Annotated in this window: 16 protein-coding genes; 4 read left to right on the forward strand and 12 right to left on the reverse strand. The window is 64.6% G+C overall.

Annotated features, from left to right (window positions below):
* Positions 1-47 precede the first annotated feature (47 nt).
* The 12 genes from fabZ to rpsB form a co-directional block, all read right to left on the reverse strand.
* Positions 48-512: a 3-hydroxyacyl-ACP dehydratase FabZ gene (gene fabZ, locus JMY28_RS17325; protein WP_028204052.1), complete on the reverse strand. Its 465-nt coding sequence runs from the start codon at positions 510-512 to the stop codon at positions 48-50.
* A gap of 239 nt (positions 513-751) precedes the next feature.
* A complete protein-coding gene (gene lpxD, locus JMY28_RS17330; RefSeq protein WP_201697148.1) occupies positions 752-1,825 on the reverse strand; it encodes a UDP-3-O-(3-hydroxymyristoyl)glucosamine N-acyltransferase in 1,074 nt (357 codons plus the stop codon).
* 37 nt (positions 1,826-1,862) lie between these two features.
* Positions 1,863-2,414, reverse strand: coding sequence for an OmpH family outer membrane protein (locus tag JMY28_RS17335; RefSeq protein ID WP_201697284.1), 552 nt, complete (start codon positions 2,412-2,414; stop codon positions 1,863-1,865).
* A gap of 71 nt (positions 2,415-2,485) precedes the next feature.
* Positions 2,486-4,795: an outer membrane protein assembly factor BamA gene (gene bamA, locus JMY28_RS17340; RefSeq protein ID WP_201697149.1), complete on the reverse strand. Its 2,310-nt coding sequence runs from the start codon at positions 4,793-4,795 to the stop codon at positions 2,486-2,488.
* A 68-nt stretch (positions 4,796-4,863) separates the two neighbouring features.
* Positions 4,864-6,252, reverse strand: coding sequence for an RIP metalloprotease RseP (gene rseP / locus JMY28_RS17345; protein ID WP_201697150.1), 1,389 nt, complete (start codon positions 6,250-6,252; stop codon positions 4,864-4,866).
* Between the two features lie 109 nt (positions 6,253-6,361).
* Positions 6,362-7,543 carry a 1-deoxy-D-xylulose-5-phosphate reductoisomerase gene (locus JMY28_RS17350; protein WP_201697151.1) on the reverse strand — a complete coding sequence of 394 codons (1,182 nt, stop codon included), beginning with the start codon at positions 7,541-7,543 and terminating at the stop codon, positions 6,362-6,364.
* Positions 7,544-7,567: 24 nt separating this feature from the next.
* Complete coding sequence (locus JMY28_RS17355) at positions 7,568-8,377, reverse strand: phosphatidate cytidylyltransferase (RefSeq protein WP_201697152.1); 810 nt, start codon at positions 8,375-8,377, stop codon at positions 7,568-7,570.
* Positions 8,371-9,147, reverse strand: coding sequence for a polyprenyl diphosphate synthase (gene uppS / locus JMY28_RS17360; RefSeq protein WP_201697153.1), 777 nt, complete (start codon positions 9,145-9,147; stop codon positions 8,371-8,373). Before uppS ends, JMY28_RS17355 begins: the two co-directional genes overlap by 7 nt.
* Before the next feature lie 72 nt (positions 9,148-9,219).
* Positions 9,220-9,780: a ribosome recycling factor gene (gene frr, locus JMY28_RS17365; RefSeq protein ID WP_201697154.1), complete on the reverse strand. Its 561-nt coding sequence runs from the start codon at positions 9,778-9,780 to the stop codon at positions 9,220-9,222.
* A gap of 92 nt (positions 9,781-9,872) precedes the next feature.
* The gene (gene pyrH, locus JMY28_RS17370) at positions 9,873-10,589 is read right to left on the reverse strand and encodes a UMP kinase (protein ID WP_028204061.1); all 717 of its coding nucleotides are present in this window, start codon (positions 10,587-10,589) and stop codon (positions 9,873-9,875) included.
* Between the two features lie 253 nt (positions 10,590-10,842).
* Positions 10,843-11,724, reverse strand: a complete 882-nt coding sequence (tsf, locus tag JMY28_RS17375) for a translation elongation factor Ts (RefSeq protein WP_201697155.1) — start codon at positions 11,722-11,724, stop codon at positions 10,843-10,845.
* Positions 11,725-11,934: 210 nt separating this feature from the next.
* Complete coding sequence (rpsB, locus tag JMY28_RS17380; RefSeq protein WP_201697156.1) at positions 11,935-12,690, reverse strand: 30S ribosomal protein S2; 756 nt, start codon at positions 12,688-12,690, stop codon at positions 11,935-11,937.
* Between the two features lie 406 nt (positions 12,691-13,096).
* On the opposite strand from rpsB, the gene map reads away from it, so the two are divergent.
* From map to JMY28_RS39435, 4 genes are all read left to right on the forward strand, one after another.
* Positions 13,097-13,918 carry a type I methionyl aminopeptidase gene (map, locus tag JMY28_RS17385; protein ID WP_201697157.1) on the forward strand — a complete coding sequence of 274 codons (822 nt, stop codon included), beginning with the start codon at positions 13,097-13,099 and terminating at the stop codon, positions 13,916-13,918.
* Positions 13,919-14,188: 270 nt separating this feature from the next.
* Positions 14,189-16,768 carry a [protein-PII] uridylyltransferase gene (locus tag JMY28_RS17390; RefSeq protein ID WP_201697158.1) on the forward strand — a complete coding sequence of 860 codons (2,580 nt, stop codon included), beginning with the start codon at positions 14,189-14,191 and terminating at the stop codon, positions 16,766-16,768.
* Between the two features lie 258 nt (positions 16,769-17,026).
* The gene (locus JMY28_RS39430) at positions 17,027-18,007 is read left to right on the forward strand and encodes a hypothetical protein (protein ID WP_328809417.1); all 981 of its coding nucleotides are present in this window, start codon (positions 17,027-17,029) and stop codon (positions 18,005-18,007) included.
* The gene (locus JMY28_RS39435) at positions 18,004-18,942 is read left to right on the forward strand and encodes a pseudouridine synthase (protein ID WP_328809418.1); all 939 of its coding nucleotides are present in this window, start codon (positions 18,004-18,006) and stop codon (positions 18,940-18,942) included. The genes JMY28_RS39430 and JMY28_RS39435 overlap by 4 nt, the downstream gene beginning before the upstream one ends.
* Positions 18,943-18,995: the final 53 nt, after the last annotated feature.

The raw sequence follows: 18,995 nt of genomic DNA on the forward strand, positions 1-18,995 counted from the left end.
TCCGTGCGGCGGCGCCTCGAGGTCAAGGCGCGCCGCGGCGGCGCTTCTTATTGCGCCGCGTCCATTTTCTTGACGGTGCACATGAGTTCCGCCTCGCAGGCCACGGAGCCTTCCACTTCGGCTACCGCCTTGAACTTCCAGATGCCGCGCATGTAGCGCTCGAACGTCACGTTGAGGATGAGCTGGTCGCCCGGTTCGACCACGCGCTTGAAGCGCGCGCCGTCGATGCCTACGAAGTAGTACAGCGTATTCTCGAAGTCCTGCTCCTCCTCCGAGAACGTGAGCAGCGCGGCGGTTTGCGCCAGCGCTTCGAGAATCATCACGCCGGGCATTACCGGACGCTGCGGGAAGTGCCCCGTGAAAAAGGGCTCGTTGACCGTCACGTTCTTCAACGCCTTGATACTCTTGTGCGGCTCCAGCTCGATGACCCGGTCCACCATCAGGAACGGATAGCGGTGCGGCAACAGCGTGAGAATCTTGTGGATGTCGAAGTTGAGTTTTTCGATGTTCATGGTGGTTCTGCTCACGCAGGAATTGCGCGTGTGACTTTCGATTTCGATATTCGAGGCGCTTGACCAAACACGCCCGCGCTGACGCGAAGTATGCGCCACGCCCGAGCTCCCGTGCATGGGTATTGCCCCGGGCGGGTAGCCCCGGGCGGGTTGCCCCAGGTGGGTACCTTCGGTCATCTGCGACGCAAAACGGCGCGCCGCTCCCGCGACACGCCGCCCGCTACCTCGATACTGCTTTCTTATTCGCCCTGCGGCTTCTGGGCAACCGCCGCCTCGAGCGCCTTGATACGGTCGCGCAGCTTGTCGATGTTACGCAACAGCGCGGCGCTCTTGTTCCAGTCGGCGTGATCGACCGCCGGGAAAGCGCTCGTGTAGATGCCAGCCTTCGGCAACGACTTCGAGACGCCCGACTTTGCCGTGACGATCACGTAGTCGCCCAGCGTGACGTGCCCCGCAATGCCCACCGCGCCGCCGATCATGCAATGGCGCCCGATCGTCGTGCTGCCCGCAATGCCGGCGCAGCCCGCGATGACCGTGTACGCGCCGATCTTGCAGTTGTGGCCGATCTGCACGAGGTTATCGATCTTCACGCATTCTTCGATGATCGTATCGGCCATCGCCCCGCGGTCGATCGTGGTGTTCGCGCCGATCTCGACGTCGGGCCCGATGGCCACGCCGCCCACCTGCGGAATCTTGACCCAGCTCCCCGTGCGCGCGTCACCCTCGCCCGTGAAATCGGGGGCGAAACCAAAGCCGTCCGAGCCGATCACGGCGCCGGCATGCACAATGGCGCGTACGCCAAGTTTGCAGCTGTGGTAGACGGTCACGCCCGGATACAGGTGCGAGCCCTCGCCCACCTGGGTGCCGCGGCCGATGAAGACGTTCGCATCGAGCCGCACGTTTTCGCCGATCACGGCGCCCGCTTCGATCGTGACGTTCGGGCCGATCACCGCGCTCGCGGCGACCTGCGCCTTCGCGTCGACGTGGGCGCTGGCGTGGATGCCCGGCTGCGCCTTCGGCGCGGCGAGGTCGATATACGCCTGCGCGACACGCGCGAAGTAAGCATACGGATTCGGTGTGACGATGAAGTTGCGCCCCTCGCGCGATGCGAGCTTTTCGAGGTCGCCTGGGCTGATGAGCACAGCGCCCGCGCGGGTCGTCTCGACCTGCGCGAGATATTTCGGATTGGCGAGGAACGCGAGCTGTTGCGGACCCGCCTGGTCGAGCGGCGCCAGCGAACTGACGCGTTGCGTCGCATCGCCCACCACCTCGCCGCCGAACCGCCCGACAATGTCCTCAAGCGTAAATGCCATGCGCGTGCTGCTCCTGCCTTAGTTGCTTTTAGTTGCCTTAGTTGCTGCTGCTACCACTACCAGTGCTGTTCGCTGCGAGCGCCTTCAGCACCTGGTCGGTGATGTCGATGCGTGGGCTCACGTACACCGCTTCCTGGACGATCAGGTCGTAATGCTGCTGCTCGGCGATCTGCTTGATCACCTTGTTCGCGCGGTCGAGCACCGCCGCCAGTTCTTCATTGCGGCGCTGGTTCAGGTCTTCGCGGAATTCGCGCTGCTTGCGCTGGAAGTCGCTGTCGAGCGCGGAAAGGTCGCGCTGCTTCTGTGCGCGATCGGTCGGCGACATTGACGGGCCGTTCTTGTCGAGCGAATCGGACATCGACTTCAGGCGTTGCGCCATGTCCTGCAGATCCTTGTCGCGCTTGGCGAACTCAGCTTCGAGCTTGGTCTGCGCGGCTTTTGCGGGAGCGGATTCGCGCAGGATGCGATCGGAATTTACCGCCGCGATCCTTGCTTCCTGCGCCTGCGCCACACCCATGCCAAAACCGAGGAGCGCCAGCGACACGGTAATCGCCCCGATCGTCCGTCTGGAAAACATACCCGTTAGCAAAGTCATCCTCTCGTTTCCTGGATTCCGGCGCTGCGCGCAGCGCGCGCAACAAACGCCGGGCAAAACATACGTCAGAATGCCGTCCCGATCTGGAACTGGAACTTCTGGTACTGGTCGCCTTCGTGTTTGACGAGCGGGAAGCCAAGGCTCAGCTTGAGCGGGCCGATCGGCGAAATCCACGCGAGACCGAAACCGTAGCTGTAACGCAGGCCGTTCGCGCCAATGCTGGTATTACCTTCCTCGCCCCAGACGTTACCACCATCAACGAACGTGAATACACGCAGCGTGCGGTCATAGCCCGTGCCCGGCAGCGGGAATGTCAGCTCGATATTGCCGACGAGCATCTTCGAACCACCAATCGGGTCGTTCGTGGTCTTGTCGCGCGGACCGAGCGAACTCGGCTCGTAGCCACGCACCGAACCGATACCGCCCGCGTAGTAATTCTTGAAGATCGGGTACGGCTTGCCGCCGAGGCCGTTGCCATAGCCGCCCTGGAAGTTCAGACCGAGCACGAAGCCTCGCGCGAACGAGTAATAGTACTGGGCCTGGATATCGGCCTTGTAGTACTGCGTGGCGCCCGCCGGCGTGCCGTATTCGGCGTTCGCCTGCGTGAAGTAGCCCTTGCTCGGCACGAGCGCGCTGTCACGCGCGTCGCGCGACCAGCCAACCGTGAGCGGCACGTTGTTCGACACGCGTCCGAACTCGTTCACGTAGTCGATGTAGCTCTGCGGCGTGGCCGAGTCGACGTCGAGCGTGTCCTGCTCGAAGCCCGCGCCGAAGTAGACCGTGTCGACTTCCGAGAACGGAATGCCGAACTTCAGGTCGCCGCCCATGGTGATGATGCGGAAGCTGGAATCGGTCGAGTAGTACAGCGGCTGGTACGTACGGTAGTAGACGTCGGTAATGCGCTTGATACCGTCCACCGTGAAGTACGGGTCCACCTGCGTGAGGGCCAGCGTGCGGTACGTCTTCGCGGTGTTCACGTTCAGCGAGAGCGACGTGCCCGAACCGAACACGTTGTCCTGCGACACGCCCGCCGACAGCACCACCTTGTCCGTGGACGAGAAGCCCGCACCCAGCGTAATCGCGCCGGTCGGCTTTTCGGCAACCTTCACGTTCACGTCGACCTGGTCGGCCGTGCCTTCCACGGGCACTGTCGTCACGTCGACGTCGGTGAAGTAGCCCAGACGGTTGATGCGGTCCTTCGAAAGCGCGAGGCGGTTCGAATCGAACCACGAGCTTTCGAGCTGGCGCATTTCGCGGCGCACGACTTCGTCGCGGGTGCGCGTGTTGCCCACCACATTGATGCGGCGCACGTACACACGGCGGCTCGGATCGACCTGCAGCGTGAGGTTGACCGTGTGATTCGCCTGATCGATCTGCGGCAGCGCGTTGACGGTCGCGAATGCGTAGCCGTATTCGCCGAGCTTGTCGACGATGGCCTTGGTCGTGGCCTGCAGCTTCTCGGCCGAGAAGGTATCGCCCGGCTTGATCTTGATGAGTTTCTTGAGCTCGGCCTCGCGGTCGAGCAGGTTGCCCGACAGCTGGATGCCCGACACCTTGTACGGCTCACCTTCGTGAATGCCGATGGTGAGGTACATGTCCTTCTTGTCGGGCGAGATCGAGACCTGCGTCGAGTCAATGTTGAACTCGAGGTAGCCGTGATTCAGGTAGTACGACCGCACGTTCTCGAGGTCGCCCGTGAGCTTTTCCTTCGAGTAGAGGTCGTTCTTCGTGTACCACGAGAACCAGTTCGGCGTGGACAGCTGCATCTCCGCGAGGAGCGTGCCGCTGCTGTACGTCTTGTTGCCGATGAAGTTGATCTGGCGGATCTTCGCGCTCGGACCTTCGACCACCGAGAACAGCAGGCCAACGCGATTACGGTCGATCGGCGTGACCGTGGTCGTGACCTCGGCGGCGTAGAAGCCGCGCGTGAGGTACTGGCGCTTGAGCTCCTGCTCGGCCTTGTCGACGAGCGCCTTGTCGTAGTAGCGGCCTTGCGATAGGCCAACCGCACGCAGCGCCTTGGTGAGGTTGTCCTTGTCGAATTCCTTGATGCCCGCGAAGTCGATCGTGCCGATGGCCGGACGCTCCTGCACCTGCACCACCACTACGCCGCCTTCGGTGGCGATCTTCACGTCGTTGAAGAAGCCCGTCGCATAGAGTGCGCGGATGGCCTCGGACGCCTTGTCGTCGGTGAACGTGTCGCCCTGCTTGATCGGCAAGTAGGCGAACACCGTGCCCGGCTCGACGCGTTGCAGCCCTTCGATGCGGATGTCCTGAACCACGAAAGGCGTCGTTGCTGCGTGGGCAACGAGTCCATGTGCGGCGATTGCCGCGGCCGCAACCGTTTTTGGAACCAAGCGATGAGGTCTAAACAACGTGCTTCCCCAATTATGTATAGCTGCATCAGATCAGGCGGCCCGCCCACGGACGCCGCCAGACATCTTTAAAAATGGATTAACCGAGCCAGATCGTTGAACAACGCGATCGCCGACAGTGCGACGATGCAGGCAAGTCCCGCGCGCTGCAGTACGAGCTGCCAGCGGTCCGAGACGGCTTTGCCCGTTACGGCTTCAACCGCATAATATAACAGATGCCCCCCGTCCAATACCGGAATTGGGAGCAGATTCAATACACCGAGGCTGATGCTCACGAGGGCGAGGAACGACAGGAACGCGGAAGGACCCAGTCTTGCGCTCTTGCCGGCATAGTCAGCAATCGTCACCGGGCCTGACAGATTTTTCAGCGAAGCTTCGCCCGTGATCATGCGGCCGAACATCCGCAGCGAATACACCGCGATATCCCACGTGCGATACGCACCGAGCCGCACGCTCTCGATCGGTCCGTAGCGCACGTCCACGGAAGGCGCCTGTGCCGAGAGCGCAGCGCCGATTCGCCCCGCTTGCTCACCCGTTTGCGCGTCGCGCTGCAGCGTCGGCGTGACGGTGAGCGTGAGCGTCTGCTGCGTGTTCTGGGCAGCGTCGCCGCGCGCGAGCGTGAGCCGCACGGGCTTGCCCGCATGCGCCTTCACATAGGCGATGAAAGTGCTTGCGCTGTCCACGGGCCGGCCGTCGACGGCGCGCAATTGATCTCCCGCTTGCAGCCCGGCATGTTGCGCCGCACTCCCCGCCTCCACGGCCGCCACCTTGAGCGTGTTGCCGCCCGCCTCGAGTCCGAGCTTCGACATGAAGTCGTCGTCGAGATCCTTGCTGGTCAGTTGGGAGAGATCGAGCGGGAAATCGTAGGTGCCCTCGCCGTCACGCGCGGCAAGGACGACATGACCCTGATCGAACGCCGTGCCGAGCAGTTTCCAGCGCAGGTCCGACCACGAACGCACGGGCTCGGTGCGGCTGCCATTTGCATCGCTCACCGAAAGAATTGTTTCGCCGCCCTGGAAGCCCGCCCGAGCCGCCGCCGACTGCGCGGGCGGCGCCGCGACTATGGCCTTCTGCTCGGTCACGCCGCTCGCGTATACCACCGCGAAGAGCACGACAGCCAGCACAAAATTGGCGATCGGCCCAGCAGCGACGATTGCAATGCGCTTGCCGACCGACTGGCGGTTGAACGCGTGTGGCAAATCGCTCGCGGGAATCTGCTCGGGCGACTCGCGCTCGTCGAGCATCTTCACGTAGCCGCCGAGCGGCAGCGCCGCGATGGTCCACTCGGTGCCGCTCTTCTTGCTGACCCACTGGACGAGCGGCCGGCCAAAGCCGATCGAGAAACGCAGGACCTTCACGCCGCACAGGCGCGCAACGCTGTAGTGACCGTATTCGTGCACGACGACCAGCACGCCGATCGCCACGACGAATGCGACCAGTTCGGTAAGCAGGTTCATGAGCGCCTCCTGGGCGGGAAGCAGCGCACCGGTGCGGCAGCGGCCCCGAGGTCAGGCTCGCGTGCCTGAGGGGCCGCAAGGGCCCTTCCGCAAGCCCCTCGCTGACCTGTCAGGCTGGCACCGGCAAGCTGTCGATGATGGTGTGAGCCGCACGGCGGGCTGCCGCGTCGGCTTCGAGCACGACTTCGAGACTCGACGCGGTGCGGTTCTCGAGCGCGTTGAGCACGGCATCCACCGTCTGGGCGATGGCCATGAAGCCGATGCGTCGGTTCAAAAATGCTTCCACGGCGACTTCGTTCGCCGCGTTGAGCGCCGTGCTCGCCACGCCGCCGGCGGACAATGCCTGCATGGCGAGCGCAAGACACGGAAAGCGCTCGTAGTCGGGCTTTTCGAACGTGAGCGTCGCGATTTGCGCGAGATCCAGTTGTGCAACGCCGGAATCGACACGCTCCGGGTACGCGAGTGCATGTGCGATCGGCGTGCGCATGTCGGGGTTGCCTAGTTGCGCGAGCACCGAACCGTCGGCGTACGAGACCATCGAATGAATCACGCTCTGCGGGTGGATCAGCACGTCAATGCGCTCGCCCGGCAGGTCGAACAGGTAATGTGCCTCGATCACTTCGAGGCCCTTGTTCATCATCGTGGCCGAGTCGACGGAAATCTTGCGGCCCATGGACCAGTTCGGATGCTTGCAGGCCTCGTCGGGCGTCACGTTCACGAGCGTCGAGGGCTCGCGCGTGCGGAACGGGCCGCCCGAGGCGGTCAGGATGATCTTCGTGACGCCGTCGCGCTGCGCGTTTTCGCGCGGAAAGCACTGGAACACGGCATTGTGCTCGCTGTCGAGCGGCAGCAGCACGGCGCCGCTGTCGCACACGGCGTCGATGAAGATGTCACCCGACATCACGAGCGCTTCCTTGTTGGCGAGCAGGATCTGCTTGCCAGCCTTCGCCGCTGCGAGCGTAGGCGCAAGACCTGCCGCGCCGACGATGGCAGCGACCACCGTGTCGCAGCCGTCGCTCTTCGAGACTTCGACGAGCGCCTGCGGCCCGTAGGTGACGACGGTCTTCGAGCCGGCCTCGCGCAGCTTGCGCTCGACCTGTGCGGCGGTATCGGCGTCGCCGACCACGGCCACTTCGGGCGTGAAGCGCAGACATTGTTCGACGAGTTTCTCGCCGTTGCGATGCGCGGTGAGCGCATAGACCGAGAAGCGTTGCGGATGACGCGCGACGACGTCGAGCGTGCTATCTCCAATCGAGCCAGTGGAACCGAGCAGTGTGAGTCGTTTTTGCATATTCAAATCTCTAGCCGGGCGCCATTAGCCGAGCAGCAGCATGGCAAGCGGCAGCACGGGCAGCAGCGCGTCGATGCGGTCGAGGACTCCGCCGTGGCCCGGCAGAAGGCCACTCGAATCCTTCACGCCAGCCTGGCGCTTCATCATCGACTCGAACAGATCGCCGATCACGCTGAACGCGACCAGCACGGTAAGTACGAAAAGCGCACGTCCAAGCCCGATCTGGGCGGCGAGCGCGGAATACAGCGTGGGTTCGAACGCGTGCAGCGCGATCGCCGCGCCGGACACGACCATCACAGCGGCCCAGCCGCCCACGGCGCCCTCCCAGGTCTTGCCGGGGCTGATCGAAGGCGCGAGCTTATGCTTTCCGAATGCCTTACCTGCAAAGTATGCGCCGATATCGGCCAGCCAGACCACGAGCAGCAGGGACAGAACGAACGCCACGCCCGCCATGCGCGCCGCAACGAGGGCGTGCCAGCAGGCCGCGAAAACGACGAGCCCCGCGGCGAGCAGGAAAGCGCGCCACGCGCCCGCGGCGAGCACCGGCTTGCGCAGCAGCACGTAAGGGCCGGCGATGATCCAGAACACGCCCGCCGCCTGAAAGAGCGGCCGGGGCGCCGGCAGGCGCGTGCTGAGCGCCACGACGGCCGCCGCGATCACGGCATAGACGATCGAGCCGGCCACGCCTGCCTTCAGGAGGCGCGCCCACTCCCACGCGGCAAACACGACCACGACGCCGATCAGCGCGCCGAACGCCGCCACAGGCGCGAACAGCGTGATCGGCAGGAAGACTGCCAGCAGGACGAGCGCCGTAATGACGCGGGTCTTTAGCATGAAAGCGAATCGGCGTTCTGGGCGACGACCTGCGCGCTCGTGCGGCCGAAGCGGCGCTCGCGCTCGGCATACGACGCAATGGCGCGGCTGAGCGCTTCGGCGTCGAAATCTGGCCAGAACGTGTCGGTGAAATAGAACTCGGCGTAGGCGAGTTGCCACAGCAGGAAGTTGCTCACCCGCTGCTCCCCGCCCGTGCGGATGAAGAGGTCCGGTTCGGGCGCGTAAGCCATCGCCAGATGCTGGGACAGCGCGTCTTCGGTGACGGGGACCGGCTGGCCCGTGGCCGCGGCCTCCTCAACCAGCTTGCGCGTGGCCTGGAGGATGTCCCAGCGGCCGCCGTAGTTCGCGGCGATCGTGAGCGTGAGACGGGTGTTGCGTGCGGTCTTGGTTTCCGCACGGCGAATCAGGTCCTGAATGCGCTCGTTGAACATCGACAGGTCGCCGACCACGCGCAGGCGTATGCCATTCGCGTGCAGGCGCGCCACTTCGCGCTCGAGCGCGGTGACGAAAAGACGCATAAGGAACGAGACTTCGTCGGTCGGCCGGCGCCAGTTCTCGGAACTGAAGGCGAAGAGCGTGACGTATTCGACGCCGCGCTCCACGCACGATTCGACGACCGAACGCACGGCATCGACGCCGCGCGTGTGGCCTGCTACGCGCGGCAGACGACGCTGCGTTGCCCAACGGCCATTGCCGTCCATGATGATCGCGATGTGGCGCGGCACGGCCGCCACGTCGGGCACGCGAACGGTTGAGCTGGTATAGGTCATGGCCGTCGGACTATAACTGCGATGAAAAAGGGAAACCGCCGGAAATCTGGCGAATCTGGGAGCTCTAAGGCCTCAGACCGTCATGATCTCGGCTTCCTTCGTCTGCACGAGCTTGTCGATCTCGGCCACGAAGCGGTCAGTCAGCTTCTGGACTTCGTCGCTGCCACGGCGCTCGTCGTCTTCGGAAATTTCCTTGTCCTTTACGAGCTTCTTGAGCTGTTCGTTGGCGTCGCGACGCAGGTTACGCACGGCTACCTTCGCCGTTTCACCTTCGTTCTTGACGACCTTCGTGAGCTCCCTGCGGCGCTCTTCGGTGAGCGCGGGCATCGGCACGCGAATCAGGTCGCCGTGCGTGGCCGGGTTCAGGCCGAGATCCGACTCGCGGATCGCCTTTTCGATCACCGGCACCATTTTCTTTTCCCACGCCTGAACGCCGATCGTGCGTGCGTCGACGAGCGTGAGGTTGGCGACTTGCGAGATAGGCACGGGCGAGCCGTAGTAGTCGACCTGGATGTGGTCGAGCAGACCGGTATGGGCACGGCCCGTGCGGATTTTCGCCAGATCGCTCTTGAACGAGTCGATCGAGCGCTGCATTTTCTGCTCGGCGCCCTTCTTGATGTCAGCCACAGCCATTTTGATACCTCCGAACCTTCATAACGGAACAGGCCCGCCGGCGCGCTGATGGGCGGCGCGGCCCGTGTTCGAACCTCTCGTGAGACGAGAGTTTACACGTGGACGAGCGTCCCTTCGTCTTCACCCAGAACGATGCGCTTGAGTGCACCCGGCTTGACGATGGAAAAAACCCGGATCGGCAGCTTCTGGTCGCGGCACAGCGCGAACGCGGTGGCGTCCATCACCTGCAGGTTGCGGCCAATTGCCTCATCGAAGCTGATCGTCGAGTAGCGCGTGGCGGTGGGGTCCTTCTTCGGGTCGGCCGAGTAGACGCCGTCGACCTTGGTGGCCTTCAGCACGACTTCGGCACCGACTTCCGAGCCGCGCAGCGCAGCAGCCGTGTCGGTGGTGAAGAACGGGTTGCCCGTGCCCGCGGCGAAGATCACGACCTTGCCTTCTTCGAGCTGGCGGATCGCGCGGGGGCGGATGTACGGTTCGACGACCTGGTCCATGCGCAATGCCGACTGCACGCGCGCCTCGATACCCGCATGACGCATGGCGTCCTGCAGCGCGAGCGCGTTCATCATCGTGGCGAGCATGCCCATGTAGTCGGCCGTTGCGCGGTCCATACCGGCTGCACCGCCCGCGACGCCGCGGAAAATGTTGCCGCCGCCGATCACGACTGCGAGCTGGGTGCCGAGACGCACGACCTCGGCCACGTCCGCCACCATACGTTCGATCGTGGCGCGATTGATGCCGAAGGCATCATCGCCCATCAGGGCTTCGCCGGAAAGTTTGAGCAGGACGCGTTTATAGGCGGGTGTGGGCATGGAGGTATCCAGGATCGCGCGCAAAGGGCAATAACTTGAAACTGTAGGGGTGAAATACGGCTTCGGGCAAGCGCCGCCAGAAATAGCGAAGATTTCCGACGCCGCGCACGGCGGGGGACTACCATGCGCGTGGTCGCTACGCTGCCCGCCACGACGGATTGCTCCGCCACGGCTTACAACTCAACAAACTGCGATGCTGCAATAACTGCGGTGCCGCCCGCCGCGTAACACGCGGCGGGCGGCCTTACTGTCCTTATTGCTGCTTTGCAGCAGCAACTTGCGCGGCCACTTCGGCAGCGAAATCGTCCTGGCGCTTCTCGATGCCTTCGCCCACCACGAAGAGTGCGAACTTTTGCACCGTCGTGCCAGCAGCCTTGAGCATCTGCTCGATCGTCTGCTTGTCGTTCTTAACGAACGGCTGGTTCAGGAGCGAGACTTCCTTCAGGTACTTCTGGACCGAACCTTCGACCATCTTCGCGACGATCTCAGCCGGCTTGCCCGACTCGGCAGCCTTCTGCTCGGCGATGCTGCGCTCCTTGGCGATCAGGTCGGCCGGAACGTCGTCCGACGACAGCGAGACCGGCTTCATCGCGGCGATGTGCATCGCGACGTCCTTGCCCACTTGCTCGTCTGCGCCCGTGTACTCGACCAGCACGCCGATACGCGTACCGTGCAGGTATGCAGCCAGCTTGTTGGCGGTTTCGAAACGCGCGAAACGGCGGATCGAGAGGTTTTCGCCGATCTTGCCGACCAGCGCGAGGCGCACTGCGTCGACCGTCGAGCCGTCCAGCGGCAGCGCCGAGAGAGCCGCAACGTCAGCCGGGTTTTGCGTGGCGACCAGTTCGGCGATCTTCTTCGAGAAGCCGATGAAGTCGTCGTTCTTCGAGACGAAGTCGGTTTCGCAGTTCAGTTCGACGATCGCACCGTCGTTGCCGCCGATGAACGAAGCGATCACGCCTTCAGCCGTCACGCGCGAAGCGGCCTTGCTGGCCTTGTTGCCGAGCTTCACGCGCAGCAGTTCTTCAGCGCGCGCCAGGTCGCCGTCGGCTTCCGTCAGCGCCTTCTTGCATTCCATCATCGGCGCGTCGGTCTTCGCGCGCAGTTCTGCCACCATGCTTGCGGTAATTGCCGCCATCATTCGCTCCTTGAGTCTGTCTGGTACACGCCGCCCGCCTTTCGACGCGGCCGGCAGAAATTCGTTTCCGTTTCCGCCTGCGGTGAAACGCTTTTTTACAGCTGCTTCTACAGGGCTACGGTGCCGCTCATATGAAGCGGCGACGAAAGTCGCGGCTTAAAAAAAAGGGGCCTATGGAAAGCCCCCTTTTCTTGCCGGACACGGGGCAGCTTACGCCTCCGAATTGACCTCGACGAACTCGTCGTCGCCGTCGTTGCCGCGCGCGGCCACAACCACGTCGTTGACCGCGTTCGCACGGCCTTCGAGGATCGCGTCAGCCACGCCTTGCGTGTAGAGCGCAACGGCCTTGCTCGCGTCGTCGTTGCCCGGGATCACGTAATCGATGCCTTCCGGCGAGTGGTTCGTATCGACCACGGCGATCACGGGGATGCCCAGCTTGTTCGCTTCCGTCACGGCAATCTTGTGGTAGCCGACGTCGACCACGAAAATTGCGTCCGGAATGCCGCCCATGTCCTTCACGCCGCCGATCGACTTTTGCAGCTTGGCGATTTCGCGTTCGAACAGGAGGGCTTCCTTCTTGCTCATCTTCTCGAGCTCACCCGCTTCCACGGCTGTTTCCATGTCCTTCAGGCGCTTGATCGAAACCTTCAGCGTCTTGAAGTTGGTCAGCATGCCGCCGAGCCAGCGCGCGTTCACGAACGGCATACCAGCGCGGTTTGCCTCTTCAGCGATCGTGTCACGCGATTGACGCTTCGTGCCCACGAACAGGATCGTGCCGCGGTTCGATGCCAGTTGACGCACGTACTTCAGCGCGTCGTTGTACATCGGCAGCGTCTTTTCGAGGTTGATGATGTGAATCTTGTTGCGATGGCCGAAAATGAAGGGGGCCATCTTCGGGTTCCAGAAGCGCGTTTGGTGACCGAAATGGACACCGGCTTCCAGCATTTGGCGCATGGTAACTGCCATGTTTCAATTCTCCGCTAGGGTTTGGGTCTGAAGCCGGCTGCCGTATCGGTGCGCCCCCCGTTTCCGGAGATCGACGCGTCCGACACCCTCGGTGCGCCGGCTTGCGAGTGTGCTGCCTGAAGAAGATGCTTCCGAATGTTCTTCGCGCACCCGCCAAAATACGTCCTTGGCAAAGCGCTCCGCGGCAACGGCGGATTCAGCCGCTCCCGGCAAAATTTCGAAGATGAATTCGAAAGATATGGAAGCGACTTAGCCGAAGAGTATAGCACGCAAACCGCCCCTTACTCAAGACAGCTATTACCCGCGGAATAGTGGCCGCGGGCGCGCCCGCGCCTTTTCAAAAGTCAGCGACCGCCCGCATTAGGTGCGATAATTGAATATTCGACTGCATTTTCGGGCGCATACCATGGCCATTTCGATCAAGAACGAACAAGACATCGCGCAAATGCGCGTCGCCTGCCGGCTGGCGAGCGAGGTGCTCGATTACATCACGCCGTTCGTCACCGCTGGCGTGACGACGGGCGAACTCGATCGCCTGTGCCACGAATACATGACCAATGTGCAGGGCACGGTGCCCGCGCCGCTGAACTATCAGCCGCCCGGCTATCCGCCCTACCCGAAGGCGATCTGCACTTCCGTGAACGACGTGATCTGTCACGGTATTCCGGGCGACAAGGCGCTGAAGAACGGCGACGCGCTCAATATCGACATCACCGTCATCAAGGAAGGCTATTTTGGCGACACGAGCCGCATGTTCATCGTCGGCGAAGGCTCGATCCTCGCCAGGCGCCTCGTGCAGACCACGTATGAATGCATGTGGCTCGGCATCGACCAGGTGCGCCCAGGCGGCCATCTGGGCGACATCGGCCATGCCATCCAGCGCTACGCCGAAAGCCAGGGCTACAGCGTGGTGCGCGAATACTGCGGCCACGGCATCGGCACGGTGTTCCACGAAGACCCGCAGGTGCTGCACTACGGCCGCCCCGGCACGGGCATCGAACTCGTACCCGGCATGATCTTCACCGTCGAGCCGATGATCAACGCCGGCCGCCGCGACATCCGCACCATGCCGGACCAATGGACCGTCAAGACGAAAGACCGTAGCCTGTCCGCGCAGTGGGAGCACACGGTGCTCGTGACCGAAACGGGCTACGAGGTCCTGACGGTCTCGGCGGGTACGCCCGCCAAGCCGGCTATCGTCGCGCAGATGGCGGGCACGACGGCCTGACTGCCGTAAAAAGGTGCCGGGAAGCGCTTCGTGGCGCGATCCGGCGCAAAATGGACGTGCACGTAGAAAGCGTCCTGCGCCTCGGGCCGGTATGCCCAACGCGAGCGAGGCGCTGCACCCGGTCGCCGCCCGGCGCCAGCAGCACGATGGGGCAGCCTGCAAAGCAAACGACGCACTAGCCGACGAACCAACGCGGCCAGCCGCAAGCGCGAGGCCAGCCGCGCGCACGACCGGCCGCCCGCCCAACCACGCCAGACACGACCCGAGCCCATGAGCTTTCCCGCTGTCGCCGTTCCCGATACGTCGTCGCTGAAATCCGACTACAAGGCCGCCAAGGCCCAGTTGCTCGAGCGTTTCAAGACTGCGACCAATGTCGATTCGCTGATGCGCACCCTTGCCGGCACCACCGACGACACCTTGCGCAGCGCCTGGAACCTGTGCGAGTTGCCGGCCACGCTGGCGCTCGTGGCCGTGGGCGGTTTCGGGCGCGGCGAGCTCGCGCCCTGGTCCGACGTCGACATCCTCGTCCTGCTGCCGGACGCCGAGACGCTCACGCTGCTCGAAGAACGCATCGAGCGGTTCATCGGCCTCGCGTGGGATCTCGGACTCGATATCGGCAGCAGCGTGCGCAGCGTCTCGCAATGCCTCGAAGAAGCCGCCAACGACGTCACCGTGCGTACGTCGCTCCTCGAGGCGCGCCGCATCACGGGCAGCGCGACACTCTTCGACGACTTCGCGCAGCGTTATCGCGACGCCATGGACCCGCGCGCGTTCTTCCAGGCGAAAGTGCTCGAAATGCGCCAGCGCCATGCGCGTTTCCAGGACACGCCCTACTCGCTCGAACCTAACGTCAAGGAAAGCCCCGGCGGCCTGCGCGACCTGCAGCTGATCCTCTGGATCACCGAAGCCGCCGCCTTCGGCAGCAGCTGGAAGGAACTGGACCAGCGCGGTCTGATCACCGGGCGCGAGGCGCGCGAACTACGCCGCAACGAGGCGTTTCTCAAGGCGCTGCGCGCGCGCCTGCACGTGATCGCGGGGCGGCGCCAGGACATCCTCGTGTTCGACCTGCAGACGGCGGTGGCCGAAAGCTTCGGCTACAAGGCAAGCAGCGCGCGACGGGCGAGCGAGCAACTCATGCGCCGCTACTACTGGGCCGCGAAGGCGGTCACGCAGCTTTCCACTATCCTGATCCAGAACATCGAGGCGCAGCTCTTTCCGAGCACGAGCGGCATCACGCGCACGCTCTCCGAGCACTTCGTCGAGAAGCAGGGGATGCTGGAAATCGTCAGCGACGACGTGTTCGAACGCGAGCCGCACGCGATTCTCGAAGCGTTCCTGCTCTACGAGCAGGTGCCCGGCGTGAAGGGCCTGTCGGCGCGCACCCTGCGCGCGCTCTACAACGCGCGCGAGACCATGGACCAGCGCTGGCGCCGCGACCCGGAGAACCGCCGGCTCTTCATGGAGATCCTCAAGCAGCCGGCTGGCATCACGCACGCCATGCGGCTCATGAACCAGACGAGCGTGCTCGGACGCTATCTGTTGAATTTCCGCCGCATCGTCGGGCAAATGCAGCACGACCTCTATCACGTCTACACGGTCGACCAGCACATCCTGATGGTGCTGCGCAACATGCGCCGCTTCGCCGTGGCCGAGCATGCGCACGAGTATCCGTTCTGCAGCCAGCTCATCGCCAACTTCGAGCGCCCTTGGGTGCTCTACGTCGCGGCGCTGTTCCACGACATCGCCAAGGGCCGCGGCGGCGACCACTCGCAGCTCGGCATGGCCGACGCGCGGCGCTTTTGCCGCGAGCACGACATTACGGGCGACGACGCGGACCTGGTCGTCTGGCTCGTCCAGCAGCACCTGACGATGAGCCAGGTCGCCCAGAAGCAGGACATCACCGACCCCGAAGTCGTGAAACGCTTCGCCGAACTCGTCGGCACGGAGCGGCGTCTTTCGGCGCTCTACCTGCTGACGGTCGCCGACATTCGCGGCACGAGCCCGAAGGTCTGGAACAACTGGAAGGGCAAGCTGCTCGAAGACCTCTACCGCTCGACGCTCGCCGTGCTCGGCGGCGCCAAGCCCGACGCGCACTCGGAACTCAAGACGCGCCAGGAGTTGGCGCTCGCGCTGCTACGCCTCGAGACAGTGCCGGAGCACGCGCACCGCGCGCTCTGGGACAAGCTCGATGTGGGCTATTTCCTGCGCCACGACGCCGCCGACATCGCCTGGCAAACGCGCGTGCTTTACCGCCACGTCGAAGCGCCGGAGCCGGTCGTGCGCGCGCGCCCGTCGCCGATCGGCGAGGCGCTGCAGGTGCTCGTCTACGCGCAGGATCGTCCCGATCTCTTCGCGACGATGTGCGCGTACTTCGACCGCAGCGGACTTTCCGTGCTCGACGCGCGCGTGAGCACCACGCGCCACGGCTATGCGCTCGATAACTTCATCGTCGCCCACACCGAGGGCGACGTGCACTATCGCGATATCGCGAATCTCGTCGAACAGGAACTCGCGGCGCGCCTGAAGGCGACGGGCAATGCGCTGCCGGAGCCGTCGAAGGGCCGGCTCTCACGCCTGTCGCGCACCTTCCCGGTGACGCCGCGCGTCGACCTGCGGGCCGACGAGCGCGGCCAATACTACATCCTGTCCGTGTCGGCGAACGACCGGCCGGGCCTCCTCTATTCCATCGCGCGCGTGCTCGCGGAGCATCATGTCGGCGTCCATGCGGCGCGGATCAATACGCTCGGCGAACGTGTGGAAGACGTGTTTCTGCTCGACGGATCGGGACTTTCCGACAACCGCCAGCAGATTCACGTCGAAACCGAACTGCTGCGCGCGATCGCAGTGTGAATGACCCAAGCGAAATACCCAGATCCATGCGAGCCAAACTGACAGCCAAACATCCGCGCCCGACCACACCGGAACGCGCCCCCGTCCGCCGCGGCAGCACGACCGCGCGTAAGCCGGTGCGGCCGGCGGAGGTTCGGCCGACGGACGCTCGTCCGGCGTCGGCTGCGAAGCCATCGGCGGGAAAGCCTGCGCGCACCTCCGCCGACCGCACTACGCCTCGCGCCGGCGATACGCGCCCGGCACGGCCAGCCATGGCGCGTGAGCGCGACGGTTCGAGCCGTCCAGCGCGACCTGCTCGCGAAGGCGGCTTCGGCGACGAGCGCCGCCCCGCCCGTCGCTCCGGCGATGAGGCGCGTGGATTGGCTCGCGGCCGTGACGAAAGCGGCGAGCGTCGCTTCGCGCCCCGCCCTCAAGGCGACGATCGCCGTCCACCGCGTGGTCGTGACGAAGGGGGTGCACGTCCCTTCGCGCGCCGTGCCGAAGGTGATGACCGCCGCCCGCCGCGTAGCCGCGAAGAGGGTGGTGCACGTCCTTTTGCGCGGCGCACCGAAAGTGATGACCGTCGCCCGCCTCGCAGCCGTGAGGAAGGTGGCGAGCGTCGCTTCGAGCGACGCACCGAAGGCGACGATCGCCGGCCGCCGCGCAGCCGCGAAGAAGGGGGTGCACGACCCTACGCGCGTCGCGCCGAAGGTGATGACCGTCGCCCGCCTCGCAGCCGTGAGGAAGGTGGCGAACGTCGCTTCGAGCGACGCACCGAAGGTGACGATCGTCGCCCGCCGCGCAGCCGCGAAGAAGGTGGTGCACGTCCATTCGCCCGCCGCACCGAAGGTGATGACCGTCGCCCGCCGCGTGGTCGTGAGGAAGGTGGTCCACGTCCATTCGCCCGCCGCGCCGAAGGTGATGACCGCCGCCCGCCTCGCAGCCGTGAGGAAGGTGGCGAGCGTCGCTTCGAACGACGCACCGAAGGCGACGATCGCCGCCCGCCGCGCAGCCGCGAAGAAGGGGGTGCACGTCCCTTCGCGCGTCGCGCCGAAGGTGATGACCGTCGGCCGCCTCGCAGCCGTGAGGAAGGTGGCGAGCGTCGCTTCGAACGACGCACCGAAGGCGATAACCGTCGCCCCCCGCGCAGTGGCGCAGAAGGCAGCGAGGGACGCTTCGCCCGCCGCACGGATAGTGACGACCGCCGCCCCGCACGCGAGCGCGACGAGGGAACGGAGCGTCGTTTCGCTCGCCCGGTGAAATCCACCTCGCGCGATGACCGTGAAAGCGCCGCGCCGCGCGCACGCCGCAGTGCCGAAGAAAGCGGTGGCGCCCACAAGACGGCCCGCCCCGCCAAATCGGCCGAGAAGCCCCCGCGGCGTACCGCCGACGCCGAATCCGCACCGCGCCGCACACCGCGCGAGGAAGTCGACGGCGAGAACACCCTGCGCCTGTCCAAGCGCATGTCCGAGCTGGGCCTGTGCTCGCGCCGTGAAGCCGACGAGTGGATCGAAAAAGGCTGGGTCTATGTGGACGGTGAAGTCGTCGACACGCTCGGCGCGAAGGTCACACCGAATCAGCGCATCGAGGTCGATCCGGCCGCGCTCGCCGCGCAGGCGCGCCAGGTGACGATCCTGCTACACAAGCCCGTGGGCTATGTGTCGGGCCAGGCCGAGGACGGCTACGAGCCCGCCGCCGTGCTCATCACCGGCGAGAATCATTGGGACGGCGACCATTCGGGGATCCGTTTTTCGGCCACGCATCTGCGCACGCTCGCGCCGGCTGGCCGGCTCGACATCGACTCGACCGGCCTGCTCGTGCTGACCCAGGACGGCCGCGTGGCCAAGCAGTTGATCGGCGAGAGCTCGGACATCGACAAGGAATACCTCGTCCGCGTCACCTACAACGATATCGAGACCGAAATCGATCAGCACTTCCCGGCCGAGTTGCTCGCGCAACTGCGCCACGGCCTGTCGCTCGACGACGTGCCGCTCAAGCCCGCGCAGGTGAGCTGGCAAAACGGCGAGCAGTTGCGTTTCGTGCTGCGCGAAGGCAAGAAGCGCCAGATCCGCCGCATGTGCGAACTGGTCGGCCTCAAGGTCGTGGGCCTCAAGCGCGTGCGCATGGGCCGCGTGCTGCTCGGCGCGCTGCCGCAAGGCCAATGGCGTTATCTGGCCGCTGACGAAGCGTTCTAACGCCGCAGCAGCGCCAAACGCCGCGTTGCATGAAAAACGGGAGCCATCTGGCT

This window comes from Paraburkholderia hiiakae (genome assembly GCF_904848665.1).
GTDB classification, from domain to species: domain Bacteria; phylum Pseudomonadota; class Gammaproteobacteria; order Burkholderiales; family Burkholderiaceae; genus Paraburkholderia; species Paraburkholderia hiiakae.

Excerpts from the sequence above, each read along its gene's own strand:
- pyrH (WP_028204061.1), bottom strand. The coding sequence starts at position 10,589 with ATGCCCACACCCGCCTATAAACGCGTCCTGCTCAAACTTTCCGGCGAA.
- tsf (WP_201697155.1), bottom strand. The coding sequence starts at position 11,724 with ATGGCGGCAATTACCGCAAGCATGGTGGCAGAACTGCGCGCGAAGACC.
- fabZ (WP_028204052.1), bottom strand. The coding sequence starts at position 512 with ATGAACATCGAAAAACTCAACTTCGACATCCACAAGATTCTCACGCTG.
- rseP (WP_201697150.1), bottom strand. The coding sequence starts at position 6,252 with ATGAACCTGCTTACCGAACTGGTCGCATTCGTCGTGGCGATCGGCGTG.
- JMY28_RS17355 (WP_201697152.1), bottom strand. The coding sequence starts at position 8,377 with ATGCTAAAGACCCGCGTCATTACGGCGCTCGTCCTGCTGGCAGTCTTC.
- rpsB (WP_201697156.1), bottom strand. The coding sequence starts at position 12,690 with ATGGCAGTTACCATGCGCCAAATGCTGGAAGCCGGTGTCCATTTCGGT.
- uppS (WP_201697153.1), bottom strand. The coding sequence starts at position 9,147 with ATGACCTATACCAGCTCAACCGTTCGCGTGCCCGACGTGGCGGCCGTG.
- JMY28_RS17390 (WP_201697158.1), top strand. The coding sequence starts at position 14,189 with ATGAGCTTTCCCGCTGTCGCCGTTCCCGATACGTCGTCGCTGAAATCC.
- JMY28_RS17350 (WP_201697151.1), bottom strand. The coding sequence starts at position 7,543 with ATGCAAAAACGACTCACACTGCTCGGTTCCACTGGCTCGATTGGAGAT.
- frr (WP_201697154.1), bottom strand. The coding sequence starts at position 9,780 with ATGGCTGTGGCTGACATCAAGAAGGGCGCCGAGCAGAAAATGCAGCGC.
- map (WP_201697157.1), top strand. The coding sequence starts at position 13,097 with ATGGCCATTTCGATCAAGAACGAACAAGACATCGCGCAAATGCGCGTC.
- lpxD (WP_201697148.1), bottom strand. The coding sequence starts at position 1,825 with ATGGCATTTACGCTTGAGGACATTGTCGGGCGGTTCGGCGGCGAGGTG.